The organism is Synechococcus sp. PCC 6716 (assembly GCF_022570815.1).
In the GTDB taxonomy this organism is placed as follows: Bacteria; Cyanobacteriota; Cyanobacteriia; order Thermosynechococcales; family Thermosynechococcaceae; genus Thermosynechococcus; species Thermosynechococcus lividus.
Map to the genome: position 1 here is coordinate 1 of NZ_JAKLTU010000019.1, position 14,026 is coordinate 14,026.

Sequence of the window (14,026 nt, forward strand, 5' to 3'; positions counted from 1 at the left end):
GTGGGCAAATCGCCTCGGTTGTCTTTGCTTCCACTATAAGAATCAATTCTCCCGCAACATCGGTATAATCTTCAACCTCAATTCCAGGTAGGTTTAGTAGATCAGTTAGAAGTAGCTGCATATCTCAGATTTCGTATAGCATGTTACATTAGCATACCAAGTCCGATAGACCCATCGTGTTGCGACTGATATTGAACAGTTGACTTGCCTCACTTTTCTTGAGACCATCCAACTCGATCGCCTGCATCACTTTTTGCCGAAAGTCATCGCTGTAAGGTTTAGCCATAGCAGGGGGAAAACGCATTAGTATTTCTTCAGTTTACGTCCTAATCTTCCTGAATACGGCTATACCTATCTGAGGAGGGAATTTCTAGGATGAAGCGATCGCTCCGAAAGCGGGTAACGGTGTAGTCGATAAGGTCGCCTTGGTCAGTTTGAGACAGCCCTTGGGTAATCAAGACCGGAATTTGGGGCGGCATGTCCAACAGGGCTACATCTTCAGGGGTAGCGGCTTCGGCGGCAACGCGTGTCCAACGGCGCTGGGGCACCACGCCATAGTGCTGTTTGAGCAAGCCGTAGAGAGACTGGGTGTGGTAAATCTTCTGGCTAAGCTGGGGAAATTGGTCTTCTCGCAAGTAGGAACAACTGATGCACAGCGGCTGGAAGGCCGGAACCTTGGGGCCAACCATGGCAGCGGTGGCGGTACGAAGGATTTTGATTTCGAGTACCGCCACCTGGGCCGCTATCTGCAACACTTCCATCAGTTCTGCCGTAGCCGATCGGGTTTTGACCGAGAGAATCTTGAAGCAGGGCAGATAGCCCAATTCCAGCATGGCGTGACTAAAGCTGGTCTTTGCGCCAATGGCGTAGTACAGATTTGGCTCGGCCACAAAAGATCCCTTTCCCTGGTGACGATAGATGAATCCCTGCTGGGCCAAAAGGTTCATCGCATGGCGCACAGTCAGCCGATGTACCTGGTGTTTGGCTGCTAGTTGATTTTCAGAGGGCAGTTTTTCCCCTGGCAGGTAATGTCCGGTCTGAATGGCATCAATGATGTGATAAGCGATTTGTTTGTATCGCGGTAAAGCGTCGCTGGTGGATAACGTCATGACACGGGATGTGAAAGGCTAGGGTGTGTGAAGGAGACGGTATAGACGGAAGATTTAAATCGCAGGAGTTGTGTTGTCTGGAGCCTAAGCCTCTATTGCAGCACAATAATGTCGCCGTCTTGGGCACATCTGACAGTGGCTGGAAGGAAATCCGCCTGTACCATTAACCAACGATCACACTCGTGACCCATGTGGGTAAGATAGCCCTGGCGGGGCTGCAAGGCATCGAGAATCGCCAGAGCGCGGGGTACATCATTATGGTTGCGGGGTTGGGTGGGCTGGGGTGGATGACCACAGTCTATCACCACCGCGTCTGGTTGCCAGTGTTCTAGGAAACGTTGGGTTTTAGGCGGCAGACCCACGGTATCGGTGAGGTAGGCCAGTTTGCCGCTGCTGTCTTCCATGCAGTAGCCAAAGGTGAGCTTGGAATGCTGGAGCGGTATAGGGATCACCTGCCCCTGGCCTAGGGAAATCGGGGTAAACGCTGTCAGTGGTTGGAACCGCAGCAGGCCGGGGTTACGGTAGAGGTCAGCGCAGCCCTGGGGATCGGGGGGGCAATAAACGGTAATCGGGGCACCCATGCCCCAGCGCAGATGGAACAACCCCTGAACATGATCTACATGAAAGTGGGTGAGCAAAATGCCGGATAGGGTGCCAGGGGGAAAGCGGTCTCCCAAGTCCATCAGCCCCCCGTCGATTAACCAAGACTCGGCACCCCAATTCAGCAGGGCCGAACAGGGTCGTCGTCGGTAAGTGGGGTTTTGGCGGGCACGATTGCAGACTACACAGTTGCAGCCATAACACGGCACGCCCCCAGCATCCCCCGTCCCCAACAGCGTTAACCGCATAGGGGCCACACTCCCTCCGTTAGCAGATCCAGAAAATCCTGCCCTGCTTTTTCCAGAGGTTGGTCGTTGTCAATTTCCACTAGTCCAGCTTGGGGCCAGTGAATTTGCTCGGAGCGTCGCAACCGGGCGGCAATTTCTTCGGGGGTTTCCCGCTGGCGAGCCTGGAGCCGCTGGGCTAAGATGGCAGGCGATGCTTTTACCAATACAGGGCGGATTTTTGGATAGTGGGCCCGGGCCTGGGGCAGATAGGCACGGGAGCCATTTACCACCACCCGAAAGCCGCAGGATAACCACTGGTTGATTTCGATGCCAACACCGTAGTGGTAGCCGTGGCTCTGCCAGTGCATGGCAAAACAGCCGTGGTGCAATCGCTCAGCAAATTCAGCGGTAGTGAGGGCCACATGGTTTTCGCCCCCAGCCTCAAAGGGGCGAGTGATATAGCGATGGGCGAACAAAACCCGTTGATGGCCATTGAGATGAGTACGGGCGTAGCGCATCAGGCTATCTTTGCCCGAACCCGATGCCCCAATGACATAAAACAATTGACCTTGAGTAGTCATAGGATTTACCTCGTTGCATAGCGGTTTCGGTATACTTCCTGACCTGCCACCCAGGTACTTACCACCTGGGGAAAGCCCAGATCGTGGCGCACGACAATCAGATCGGCCCGCTGGCCTGGGGCGATCTCGCCGCGATCCGTCAACTGCGTGGCCCGAGCCGGGTTACGGGTAATCAGGGCAATAGCCTCCGGCAGCGTCCAATCGGTCACCAACTCAGGAATTTTGAAGGCGGCGGCCAGCAAACTGGCGGGAGAATAGTCGGAACAGAGTACATCGCACAGCCGCTGTCGAACTGCATCAATGGCCTTCATGGAACCGCTCTGGCTTTGGCCCCGCAACAGATTTGGTGCTCCAAAGACGGTACTGAGGGAGCGGGCGGTGGCGGCTTGGGCGGTGGCAGGGTTGATCGGGAATTCGCTAATATGCACCCCCAATGCGGCCATGCTGTCCACCCGTTCTGGGGTATCGTCGTCGTGGCTGGCCACGGTGATGCACTGCTGGTGGGCCGCTTCAATCAAAGTTTTGACGCGATCCAGGGCATCGGCGGCTTGGTCTAGCTTGCGGGCGGCGATCTCCTCAACTTCGGCAGTGGATTTGTGGTAAGTGCGGGCAAAGTAGGCTTGGAAGGCTTGCAGGTCCTTAAACTGGCCCTGCCCAGGAGTGTGATCCATTAGGGAAATCAGGTGAATGTCCTGTTCGCCCATCAGATCCAGCAGGATAGGCAGTCCAGTAGGGTCAGTGATTTCGTAGCGACAGTGGACGCGGTTGTTGACCAGGGTGTGGGTCTGGCAGGCGTGAAGCAGTCGCACAATTTCGGCGGCTTTGTCGTTGTTGCGTACCCCCAATTCCTCATGGGCAAAGGAAATAGCATGGAATGGTGTGGTAATGCCCAGGGCGGCGTTGCGTTGGTCGATCTGGGCGATGGCAAATTCAAGCGGGAAGAACGCGTTGGGACGCGGCTCAATTTCCTTTTCAATCGCATCGCAGTGAAGGTCTACCAGTCCAGGGAGTAGGTAGTGGCCCCCTAGATCAATCGTGTTGGCAGCGGCGGGGATGACCTCTGGATTAATCGCCGCAATATGGCCGTCTTCCAATAACAACGTGCTGTCGGGCAGAACGTGATCAGCGGTGATTAGGGTAGCGTTCGTGAGGTAGGTGTTAGTCATGATGAATGAACCAATGAACAGATGAGGGTAACGTGGTCGAAATCGCCACGTTCTAGGCTGGTTCGACGGTGACGACAGTATCCGCCAGAGTTTGGATGATTTCTGGGTCGTGGAAGACGGCGAGGAGGGCGGTGCCCCTGGCTTTGATGTCATGAATGAGTTCCACGACCCGCTCGGCGGCGGCGTGGTCGAGGCTGGCGGTGGGCTCGTCCAGCAGCAACAGCCGAGGCTGGAGGGCCATGCTGCGGGCTAGGTTGACCCGTTGCTTTTCCCCGCCGGAAAAGGTGGCCGGAGATAGGTGCCACAATCGTTTGGGCAAGTGCATGTGCTCTAGCAGTGCGGCGGCACGGTCGCGAGCTTCCTGGCGATCCAGACCCAATTCAAACAGAGGCTTAGCCACCACATCCAGCGTCGGCTGGCGGGGCAAAAAGTGGAGAAACTGCGTTACAAAGCCAATTTCCTGTCGGCGCAGGGCCAAAATTTCGGCATCGCTCGCCTGGGCTAAATTGACCCAGGCTCCAGTAGCAGTGAGATAGTCAATGCGTCCAGCGGTGGGCAGGTAGGTACGAAAAACGCACTTCAGCAGGCTAGATTTTCCGGCTCCAGAGGGCCCAGAAAGGGCCGTGAGTTGCCCCTGCTGGGCGGTGAAGGAGATCGGCTTAGCCCCTGGCAGGGTTTTCCGTTGCTCGTGAAGGACAAAGTCCTTGGTCAGCCCGGTGACACGCAACAGGACGGGATTCGTCAAGGCGGTGGTGGAATGGCGCAGGGGTGTGGTGGCGGTTAATGTCATCGGTTTGTGTTGGGTTAGGTTTGGATGGGTGGGTGTAGATCCGATCTACTACAGGGCAGAGGCCACCAATTGCTGGGTATAGGCATGTTGGGGATCTTCCAGTACTTGGTCGGTGAGGCCCGCTTCTACCACCTGGCCGTACTTCATCACCAGGGTGCGGGTGGTCAATAGCCGAATCACTCCTAGGTCGTGGGTCACTACAATCATGGCCACGCCCAACTGCTGCTGAATTTCCAGGATTAAATCCAAAATTTTGGCCTGCACCGACAGATCTAGCCCGGTGGTCACTTCATCGAGAAACAGTAGGGGCGGGTTGGTGGCCAGGGCACGGGCAATTTGTACCCGCTGCTGCATTCCGCCGGAGAAATCGCTAGGTAGCTCGTCCATTCGTTCTGGCAAGATTTCGGTGCGCTCTAGCAGGGTGCGGGCACGATCCCGAATGGTGCTGTAGTCCAGCAGATCGGCCATCAACAGCCGCTCGGCAATGTTGCCCCCCGCCGATACCCGAAAGTTCAGTCCCAGGTGGGGGTTTTGGTAAACCATGCCAAATTTGTGGTGCTGCAACCACCGCTGCTGCGCCCCATTTAGGCTAAACAAGTCATAGCTTTGGACGGTCTCAGTGGCCTCATCCCCATCGCGGAAGACGGCAGTACCAGCGGTGGGCAACTGGTCGAGATACAAAGTCTTGACCAGAGTGGACTTGCCGCTGCCCGATTCCCCCATAATGCCGAGGATTTCGCCCGGATAGAGGCTAAAAGACACTTCCTGCATGGCCACTAAACTGCCGCAGTGGGGACAGATATTGGTTTGGGCAGTGGCTCCGGTGGCACTAAGGCAGTGGGGACAGCCCGCGCCATAGATTTTAGTCAGGTTGCAAACATCAAGCAAGGGTTGCATGGGCAGTCTCCGGAGTGGGCTGGGGCACAGGGGGATGGGCCTCTCTCAGGGTGGTGAGGCAGTAGTCGCTGTCGGAACATTGATAGATGCGATCGCCCGCATCGTTCAGACATTCATCTAAAAAGCTGGTGGTCGATCCACAGATGGCACAGGCGCGGCGGTGGCCCCGCTCATCGGTGAAGTCCTCCACTTGAAAGGGAATATCATCAAAGGACAAAGGTTCAGCATCGGTGTAGGGCGGCACGGCATAGATTTTCTTTTCCCGCCCCGCCCCAAACAGGTACAGCCCCGGCGACTGGTGCAGTTTGGGCACATCGAACCGAGGAATGGGGGATGGATCGATGACGTAGTGGCCGTTGATGCGGGTGGGATAGCGGTGGGAAATGGTGATTTCCGAAAACTTCACCATGTCCTCGTAGAGCTTTACCCACAGGCGGGCATAGTCTCCCTCACCATGCATCCGCTTGCGCTTGGCCTCGCTGGCTTCCACCAGCACCAGGGCATCGGGATAGGGCACCTGCAATACCAAAATTTGGCCCAGCTTGAGGGGAAATTCGGGAATCCGGTGCCGAGTTTGAATCAGGGTGGCCTCAGGGGTGTGGCTGGTCATTGTGACACCGGGGCTAGTGGCGGCCACAAACTTGCGAAGGTTGACCGCATTCACCGATTCATCGCTGCCTTGGTCAATCACCTTGAGGGTGTCGGTCGGCTTGAGCAGCGATAGAGTAATCTGCAAGCCACCCGTGCCAAAGCCCCGCGCAATCGGCATTTCCCGCGACGAGTAGGGCACCTGATAGCCTGGAATAGACACGGCTTTTAGCAGGGTGCGACGAATTTCTTTTTTGGCATAGTTATCTAAAAAGCCGAAGCTTTGGGGGGGAGTGACGATGGGAGTTAGCATGATGGGTAGAAAATAAGGAGTCGGAAGTTGGGTGATCTCAGAGGTCTTTGGATAGGCGACTGGGATGTTATGAATTACCGAGGGTAGCCCCCAGAATCTAGGTCTTCTAAGGACAATGCTTCTTAACTTGAGACTCTTTCGCGCTGCTGTTTTTGAGTCGTTCTGAGCCGATCCAGGTCGGACTGGAAGGTGACGTAGTGCGGCATTTTATAGTGGGAGGCAAAGCCCATAGACTCGATGCCGTCGATGTGGAGCAGCACAAATTCCGAATCTTCCGAAGGGTTATCAGCCCCATGCTGTTGTCCCTTTTGTRGGGCACGATCCAGCACCGCCATGGCAATGGCCTTCACTTCGTTGTGTCCCAGACAGGCACCGTAGCCAAGGCCAAAGGTGGGAAGATCCTCCCCATCCTTCGCTTCATACATGGCGATCACCTCGCACTCAGTCATTAGCACTTCGCCTACCTCCATTGGTTCTCCCGTTATGGGGTGGGGCAAATACACAGGTAGATAACCCACCCGCAGCTCCGCCACCGTGGGGTGGACATCGCCGTAGCCGCGCATATTGGAGTAGGCAATGGCCAAAATTGAACCCGTTTCGGCTCGTGCCATGGTGGCCAGTGCCGCCGAACGGGGTACCGGAAATACCAGCGGTTCGCGGGTGATATCAAAGGCCGGGGGGGCAGACTCCGTGGCCACCGGGGGTAGCAAGCCCTCTGCCCGCAAGCTGTCTAGCACCTTAGGAAAACTTGTGGGAAGCTGATGTTCTGGCAGGGTTTTGAACCAGTCCTGGACTACCTGGCGAAATTGCTCCGGCGACTCATTCAGCAGTTCAAAGCGAAACAGCCGTTGCAGATAGTCGCTGGTTGGCCCCAGCATTTGCCCACCGGGAATGTCTTTGAATGCCGCTGAAATTCGCCGCACCAGACGCATGGAATCCGTTGGATGGGGCAGGGTAATTCCTAACCGGGGGCAGGTGGAGCGATAGGCCCGCAGAAAAAATGCGGCTTCCAGGGTATCCCCAGCGCTTTGTTTAATCGCTAGGGCCGCTAGGTCGGGATGGTACAGCCCCCCCTCCGACAGCACCCGACTATGCAGGGCATGGAGTTGATGTTGAATCATTCCAGGGGTGAGAGGGGTTTCGCTAGCCCCTTGGGTTCTTAATACATCTAGGAGTTTAATAGCCTCGGTAATGGCTGTTTCTCCCCCCTTAATGGCAACGTATCCCATCGGTTTATCCTCGTATAACAGTGCTGATCCAGGCCACCTAGGGTCGCCTGTAGTTGAGAAGATCTTCGCCCTATCACCCCATGCTGATCCGCGTTGTTCGGGGCAAAAACACCACCTGAGTAGCATCCACCAAGATCAATTCAGCCCCCAGGGGAAAATGCTGTACCCATTGCGCTCGATGGGTGAACCAACCGGCATCAAACCCATCGAGATAGAGGGTGCGCTGGCCCAAAATGCCAGGGCCACAACAGTCCAGATGCAGGCGACCCTGCCCCAGGCGTTGTCCCTGTAGAATCACGGTTGCCCCCAGTTCTGGGCTGTCCAACGTACCTAGGTGGGGCTGGAAGTCGGCGGGGGGGGCTTGGGTGCCATCGGCCACAATAAAGCGAGCTTCAGCCAGGGGCGCATCGGGCACATTTAGACGGCGGCGATCTCCCGGCGTTACCAACGTATTTAAATCGTGGATTGTCACTGAGGAATCTAGCAGCGTAGCCAACACCGCCAACAAAGCCGATTCTTGCTCCAACCAAGGGCCGAGGTTGGCGATGACACCTGGTTGGCTATTGCATTCTAGCAAGTGACGAAAAATACTTTGCTGGCCTTGCTCTTGCCATAGCGGTGCGAGTTCAACAGATATCATCGGAGTCCTCCTGACTGAGTAGGGAAAAGTTGACGCGGGTTCTAGCCAGCATGGCCCCCCGCTGGGCTAGGTCTCGTTGTCGCTGGGCCATGCCCTGCTGCACTAGCTCCGCCACCTGGGGCCAGCCCTCCAGCCGATGGGCTAAAATAGCATCGCACACCGCTAGTGCCGTGGCCAAATTGGGCACATCACTCATCACCTGGGCGGCTCCGGACCAGTGCTCTCCGTCGGCACCACTCATCACCACGGAAGCGATGGACAGGGGCAGTTCTCCCAGATAGTAGGGGTGGTGGAAAACGCTATCGACTAGTTGCAGCAGGGTGAGGCCCGTTTCTGGCAGGGTGTCGTGGGTGATATGCCAAGGCCGACCTAGGGTATCGGCTAGGTCAATCAGGGTTTGGGGCGGGTGAGCGGTGAGGGCGCGCACCCATTGTTCGCGAGGGGGGAGATCCGCTGGGATAAAGCCGTTGCTATCATTCTGGGCATGGGGCTGACCGTCTGCTGGATGATAACCGTTACCGTTGCCATTGCCGTTGCTATTACCGTTTCTATTGAAACCGTGAACCTGAACCATTAGGAAATCCTCCGTCGTAGCCAAACTGAGAGATAGTCCACTAGCACAATCGTCACCAGAATAATGATGATCAGAGCCGCAGACTCGTTGTAGCGAAACAAGCGCAGGTTATCGTGGAGAGCCAACCCAATTCCCCCGGCCCCCACTAGCCCCAGCACCGAGGCCATCCGCACATTGCGGTCAAGGATATAGAGGGTGTACCCAACCATTTCCGGCAAGATAGAGGGCACAGCGGCCAGCATCACCACCTGGATAAACCCGGCCCCGGTGCAGCGCACGCCATCGTAGGTGCCTGCGGGAAGGCGCTCCATGCTTTCGGCGAAAAACTTACCCAAGAACCCAGTGGTGTGAACCCCCAGAGCCAAAATCCCTGGCAGTGGCCCCAGCCCCAGGGCGCTGACAAACATTAGGGCCAGCATTAGGTCGGGCATGGCCCGCATGAAGTTAAATAGCTCGCGGGTGCTCCGATAGACCGCTGGATGGGGCGAGAGGTTTTTAGCCCCAAGGGGAGCCAGGATAAAACTGCTGGTGAAGGAAAAGACCGTACCCCAGAGGGCAATGGCTAGGGTTTGCAGCATCAGCAGCACATACCTAGGCCAATCACTAAAGTCGGGGGTGCGGTAGCGGCTGAGGTATTCCAAGCTGTTGCCAAAGCCCGCTAGCACCGTCAGAAACGATAGCCCTAGGTGCCAGATCATCAGGCTCACCAGCCCCACCCCTAAGGCAACCCAGAGAGGTATCCAGTTTGTGGGCTTGGGCGGCAGGGGTGAAAGTCCTGTGGGGGAGGGTGAAGGAGAGGAGGAAAGCATGGGTTTGAGAATCCTTTAGGTAAGCAAGTCACGCTCAATCACGTCCAGTTGAGCCAGGAGAAACATGGTTATGCTCGATGCTGTCTCATCCCGCCAAGGGACGCTAGATCACGCGGCTACGGACGCGGTCAGACGAACGGTCGAGTAGGGTGACAACGATGTAGATGGCGGTGGCGATGAGAATCAGTCGTCCGTAGTTAAACAACCGCAAACTCATCACCAGTTCGTAGCCAATGCCACCCGCCCCCACCACCCCTAGCACTGTAGCGGATCGCACATTGTGATCCAGGATGTAGAGCAAGGTGCCGATGAAATCTGGCAGAGCCAGGGGAAACACCGCCAGCATTAGGGTTTGGAACCAGCCCGCCCCGGTGGACTGCACCCCCACCACGCTGCTGCCGTTTACCACTTCTATGCTTTCGGAGAAAAACTTGCCTAAAAAACCCGTAGTGACGAACACCAGCGCCATCACGCCCGGCAATGGCCCCAACCCCACCGCCGACACAAACACCAGCGCCCAGACTAGTTCTGGCAAGGCTCGCATTAGACTGAGCAGGTTGCGGGTAGCGTGGTAAATCACTGGGTGGGGGCTAGTATTCCGTGCTGCCAACACCCCCAGGGGCAGACTTAGCACCATCGCTATCGCCGTCGAGACCGCGCCCATTTCCACAGTTTCGAGCAGTTTGCTACCCAGAGTGGGGAAATAGCTCCATTCGGGCATGGTGAGCCAGTGACCCATAAACCGTACTAAATTACCGCTGGATTTCACCAAATGCACCAGGTTGAGATCCACCATCACAGCGGTGATGCCCAGAAGTAGTGCAAACCCTAGCAAACCCAGCCACCAGCGTACCGAGAGCCGTCCGGATCTAGTAGGCCGTTGCCACTTCCAAGCCTTCACCGCCATGAATATCCTCCCGTTGATAAATAATGTTCAGAGTGCGTTCATTTTGGGCAAGCTCGGTGGGGCCACCGTCAAAGACAATTTCGCCCTTGTTCAGGCCCACGATGCGGTCGGCATAGCGCATGGCCAGATCAACCTGGTGTAGGTTGGCCACAATGGTGATGCCATCCTGTTGGCAAATTTCCCGGAGCAAGCCCATCACCTCTTCGCTAGATATCGGGTCGAGGCTGGCCACAGGTTCATCGGCCAAAATCACCGTGGGTTCCTGGCAAAGGGCACGGGCAATACCCACCCGCTGCTGTTGTCCGCCAGAAAGCTGGTCGGTGCGTTCCCAAGCTTTTTCAGTTAGACCCACGCGGCTGAGTGCCCAGTGCGCCCGCTCCATGTCCTGGCGGTTGAAGAGGTAAAGGGCGCTCGTCCACCAAGGGCGATAGTAGCAACGCCCGGTCAACACATTGGTCATCACATTCAGGCGACCCACGAGGTTGAACTGCTGGAAAATCATGGCTGTGCGAGAGCGTACTCGACGCAGATTCCGGGACGAGAGCCGCTGCCCCTGTACTACCACTTCACCAGTGGTCGGCGTTTCCAGTCCGTTGATCATGCGCAGCAGCGTAGACTTACCTGCCCCACTTGGCCCCAAGATCACCGTAAAGGTGCCAGGGTCAATGGTTAAACTCGTGGGCTTCAGGGCGACAGTCTCCGAACCATAGGTTTTGCTAACCTGGTTCAAGTGAATAAAAACCATCTTGAGAAAAATCCTAAAACAATGGATCACCATCCAAAACATGATGTCGGGGGCTATGACCCAGGCGTTTACGGTTGGCGACAGGTGAGTCATGCGAGCCCTAGACCGCAAACCATGAACGTTGCTAGCCCGCTGCCGTTGGCTTGCTAGACCACTACTTCAGCATTTCCTCTCGGCTCAGACCTAGGGTGCTAACCATCGAGCGAATCAGGTCATAGTCGGCGGGGGTGGCAGCTTCATAGCGCAGAATTTCGCCGTAGCCCGTCACCTCAATATCGTTATGGGCATTGAGGATGACGTCGCGGATTTTAGTCTTGGTATCTTCATCCAGGTCGCTCCGGTAGACTAGAGGAGAACCAGGAAGCGCCTCAGACTTCACCAAAATGCGAACGCTTTCTGGGGTAATCAGCCCCTCCTTCAGCATTTTGCGATAAGTAATCTCGCTCATAGCAGCGGCATCCACGGTGCCATTCTTCACTGCCAGGCCTGCCGCATCGTGGGAACCGGCATAGGTGAGTTTGCCAAAGAAATCTTCGGGCTTCTTTCCGACCACTTCAGACACCATAAATCTAGGCACCAAACCCCCAGAGGTAGAGGCCGGATCCACCAGGGCCACATTCTTGCCTTGCAGATCCTTGATGGATTGAAGGGGGGAATCTCCCGGCACCACAAAGATGCTGTGGTAAGTAGAGGTGCCATCAGCGGTCACGCCCACCGCAAAGGCTTCAGCACCCGCTTCTTTCTCTGCCAAAATGTAGGAAAGCGGCCCAAACCAAGCCACGTCTACCCGATCCTGCCGCATAGCCTCGATCACCCCAGCATAGTCCGTGGCAGTAAAGACCTTCACCGGGCGACCCAACTTTTGCTCTAGGTAGGCACGCATCGGTTCAAACTTGTCGATCATCTCCTCATTGTTTTCAGCGGGAATTAGCCCCATGACCAGTTCATTGTTGGCCGTGCCCGCCACGTCTTTATTGTTGGCCGTGCCCGCCACGTCGCCACCCTGGGAACATGCCACTGCCGCCAGGGATATCGAAAACAGCGAAGCCAGTAAAAATTTACGACGAAACATGGGTGTAAAGCTCCTAGAGAAGCCGGGAAAGTTAAGAAAGTCAGGCATCCATCACCGGACATCCCTATCCTAGGATCACCAAATTAAATGGCAAGAATGCTAACGTTATGGTTCACTTAACGCCGAAACTATACAAGTTCCAGGACTTAAGTCTGAAAATTCCTAAAGTGCGCCCTATAAACCTATATAAGTTGACTAAGAAATCAAGAATTTATTTTTTTAGATTAAATTTAATTCTTGATTGACTTGAGTCTATGATTTAATTTTTAATTGACCTAAGGGCACCTCGATTAATTGAGTTTTTTGCTGATCAGGATCTCAAATGAGACACCCAAGTCAGCCAACTGGCTTCAGCTTCCGGCTTGGGCCGTGAACTGTCCCGAACATCAGGCCTCATGAGCTCGGTCAATCGGCTGATGTGCCCCTGCTGGCCTGATTTTAGCGCTGACTAGCCTACGGTGTCTGGCGCAGCGGCTGATTGGGTCTCTAACCAGACAAAGCGCTTGAGGTTGTAGGTCAAATTCTTCAGTCCCAGATTCACCTTGGCTCGGGCTAAGCCAATCGTGCGCACCAGTTTGCCGCCCATGTCAGTGACCCAGTCGCCAAAGATCTGCTCCACCTTAGCCCGAGTCTGGGAACGCTCTCGGTTGGCGGACTTCTGCTCATCGCTCAGAGGCCGATTGCGGTAGGCCCGTTCGTTAATGTGGGGCTCAAACCCCATCAGGCTCAGGACCTCGACAATCAAGGTCGAGAGGTAGGCACTGTCAGCCCACAGCCCATCACCAGTATTGTCAGCGTCCAGCAACTCACCAAGCACTTGGGAGTCATGGACCGCCACATCGGTGACCGTATAGCGCCGAATTAAGCCATGGCGCACATCGCTACTGATATGGTTTTTGTAGCCGTAGTAAGACACCCCATTTTTCTTCGTCCAACGGGTCTCGACATCTTTTTGGGCCAGCTTGTGAGGCTGTTCTTGCCACTCAGAGGGCACCTCTCCCTGTTTGATGGTTTGGTTTTCGGCGCGAGGGTACCTCGAAAAATTGCAAAGGCTGTCTCAATATGAGATCGTAGGTGGGTTGGTAATCTGACCTGGGGCATATCATGGGACAGCAAGGGTTTTGGGACGTTGAGGCGCGGCTGGAGAAACTCGCCCAGAAACAAGCTATGTTGCAACGTCTGAAAACGATCGTGCCCTAGGAGACGTTTCGTCCGATTTTGGCCCGCATTCATGAGAAACCCCGMAAAAGTCAGGCTGGACGCAAGCCGATAGACCCGGTGTTGCTGTTCAAGATGCTGGTGCTGCAAAAGGGGAGTTTGAAAAATCCTTTCCCCAAGGAGAAGCGATTATCTTAAAAGTCAAGCAAATGATGATGCTGGAMCAGCCGATGGACTCCCATCTGAGTTGGACGGCTGCCAGTCCGTACCATGTTTGAGCATGGCATTGAGAATTGTTAATAGCTGATGCATACAAGCCACTAACGCTACTTTGGTAGCCTTGCCCTTCGCTAATAAGCGGTGATAGAAGACGCGAATCACTGGATTATGGCGCACCGCCACCAAAGCTGCCATGTACAACAGTTGACGCACAGCAGCACGACCACCAAAGATAGCGCGTTTGCCTTGCTTCTGCCCACTATCTCGGTTGAATGGGGTAACGCCCACCAGCGCACTGATTTTTCGAGTGGACAACTGTCCCAGGTCTGGCAACAGGGCTAACAAGGTCGCGGCGACGACCTTGCCCACCCCTGGAACCGTCATCAGCCGCGTCTGTTTTGC

Annotated in this window: 16 protein-coding genes and 1 pseudogene; all 17 read right to left on the reverse strand. The window is 55.5% G+C overall.

Annotated features, from left to right (window positions below; translation table 11 throughout):
- Window positions 1-172 precede the first annotated feature (172 nt).
- A pseudogene (locus tag L5220_RS09215) lies at window positions 173-286 on the reverse strand (IS630 family transposase); the annotation flags it as partial.
- Between the two features lie 40 nt (window positions 287-326).
- The gene (locus tag L5220_RS09220) at window positions 327-1,109 is read right to left on the reverse strand and encodes a GntR family transcriptional regulator (protein ID WP_499573158.1); all 783 of its coding nucleotides are present in this window, start codon (window positions 1,107-1,109) and stop codon (window positions 327-329) included.
- A 92-nt stretch (window positions 1,110-1,201) separates the two neighbouring features.
- Window positions 1,202-1,957, reverse strand: a complete 756-nt coding sequence (phnP, locus tag L5220_RS09225) for a phosphonate metabolism protein PhnP (protein ID WP_499573160.1) — start codon at window positions 1,955-1,957, stop codon at window positions 1,202-1,204.
- Window positions 1,948-2,517: a phosphonate metabolism protein/1,5-bisphosphokinase (PRPP-forming) PhnN gene (gene phnN, locus L5220_RS09230; protein WP_499573162.1), complete on the reverse strand. Its 570-nt coding sequence runs from the start codon at window positions 2,515-2,517 to the stop codon at window positions 1,948-1,950. The genes phnP and phnN overlap by 10 nt, the downstream gene beginning before the upstream one ends.
- Window positions 2,518-2,522: 5 nt before the next feature.
- On the reverse strand, window positions 2,523-3,683 hold the full coding sequence (locus L5220_RS09235) for an alpha-D-ribose 1-methylphosphonate 5-triphosphate diphosphatase (RefSeq protein WP_015144309.1): 1,161 nt from the start codon (window positions 3,681-3,683) through the stop codon (window positions 2,523-2,525).
- A 52-nt stretch (window positions 3,684-3,735) separates the two neighbouring features.
- A complete protein-coding gene (gene phnL / locus L5220_RS09240) occupies window positions 3,736-4,473 on the reverse strand; it encodes a phosphonate C-P lyase system protein PhnL (RefSeq protein ID WP_015144310.1) in 738 nt (245 codons plus the stop codon).
- A 48-nt stretch (window positions 4,474-4,521) separates the two neighbouring features.
- Window positions 4,522-5,370, reverse strand: a complete 849-nt coding sequence (locus L5220_RS09245; protein WP_015144311.1) for an ATP-binding cassette domain-containing protein — start codon at window positions 5,368-5,370, stop codon at window positions 4,522-4,524.
- A complete protein-coding gene (locus L5220_RS09250; protein ID WP_499573165.1) occupies window positions 5,354-6,271 on the reverse strand; it encodes an alpha-D-ribose 1-methylphosphonate 5-phosphate C-P-lyase PhnJ in 918 nt (305 codons plus the stop codon). The genes L5220_RS09245 and L5220_RS09250 overlap by 17 nt, the downstream gene beginning before the upstream one ends.
- A gap of 122 nt (window positions 6,272-6,393) precedes the next feature.
- Complete coding sequence (locus L5220_RS09255; protein ID WP_499573167.1) at window positions 6,394-7,500, reverse strand: carbon-phosphorus lyase complex subunit PhnI; 1,107 nt, start codon at window positions 7,498-7,500, stop codon at window positions 6,394-6,396.
- Window positions 7,501-7,573: 73 nt separating this feature from the next.
- Window positions 7,574-8,140, reverse strand: coding sequence for a phosphonate C-P lyase system protein PhnH (gene phnH / locus L5220_RS09260; RefSeq protein ID WP_499573169.1), 567 nt, complete (start codon window positions 8,138-8,140; stop codon window positions 7,574-7,576).
- Window positions 8,127-8,714: a phosphonate C-P lyase system protein PhnG gene (phnG, locus tag L5220_RS09265; protein ID WP_499573171.1), complete on the reverse strand. Its 588-nt coding sequence runs from the start codon at window positions 8,712-8,714 to the stop codon at window positions 8,127-8,129. Before phnG ends, phnH begins: the two co-directional genes overlap by 14 nt.
- Window positions 8,714-9,523, reverse strand: a complete 810-nt coding sequence (gene phnE, locus L5220_RS09270) for a phosphonate ABC transporter, permease protein PhnE (protein WP_499573172.1) — start codon at window positions 9,521-9,523, stop codon at window positions 8,714-8,716. The genes phnG and phnE (L5220_RS09270) overlap by 1 nt, the downstream gene beginning before the upstream one ends.
- Window positions 9,524-9,626: 103 nt before the next feature.
- Window positions 9,627-10,430, reverse strand: a complete 804-nt coding sequence (gene phnE / locus L5220_RS09275) for a phosphonate ABC transporter, permease protein PhnE (RefSeq protein ID WP_015144317.1) — start codon at window positions 10,428-10,430, stop codon at window positions 9,627-9,629.
- On the reverse strand, window positions 10,393-11,175 hold the full coding sequence (phnC, locus tag L5220_RS09280; RefSeq protein WP_499573174.1) for a phosphonate ABC transporter ATP-binding protein: 783 nt from the start codon (window positions 11,173-11,175) through the stop codon (window positions 10,393-10,395). Before phnC ends, phnE (L5220_RS09275) begins: the two co-directional genes overlap by 38 nt.
- Before the next feature lie 154 nt (window positions 11,176-11,329).
- Complete coding sequence (phnD, locus tag L5220_RS09285) at window positions 11,330-12,247, reverse strand: phosphonate ABC transporter substrate-binding protein (RefSeq protein ID WP_499573176.1); 918 nt, start codon at window positions 12,245-12,247, stop codon at window positions 11,330-11,332.
- Window positions 12,248-12,695: 448 nt separating this feature from the next.
- A complete protein-coding gene (locus tag L5220_RS09290) occupies window positions 12,696-13,241 on the reverse strand; it encodes a transposase (RefSeq protein WP_499573178.1) in 546 nt (181 codons plus the stop codon).
- Between the two features lie 365 nt (window positions 13,242-13,606).
- A partial coding sequence (locus L5220_RS09295) for a transposase (protein ID WP_499573180.1) occupies window positions 13,607-14,026 on the reverse strand: 420 nt, incomplete at its 5' end.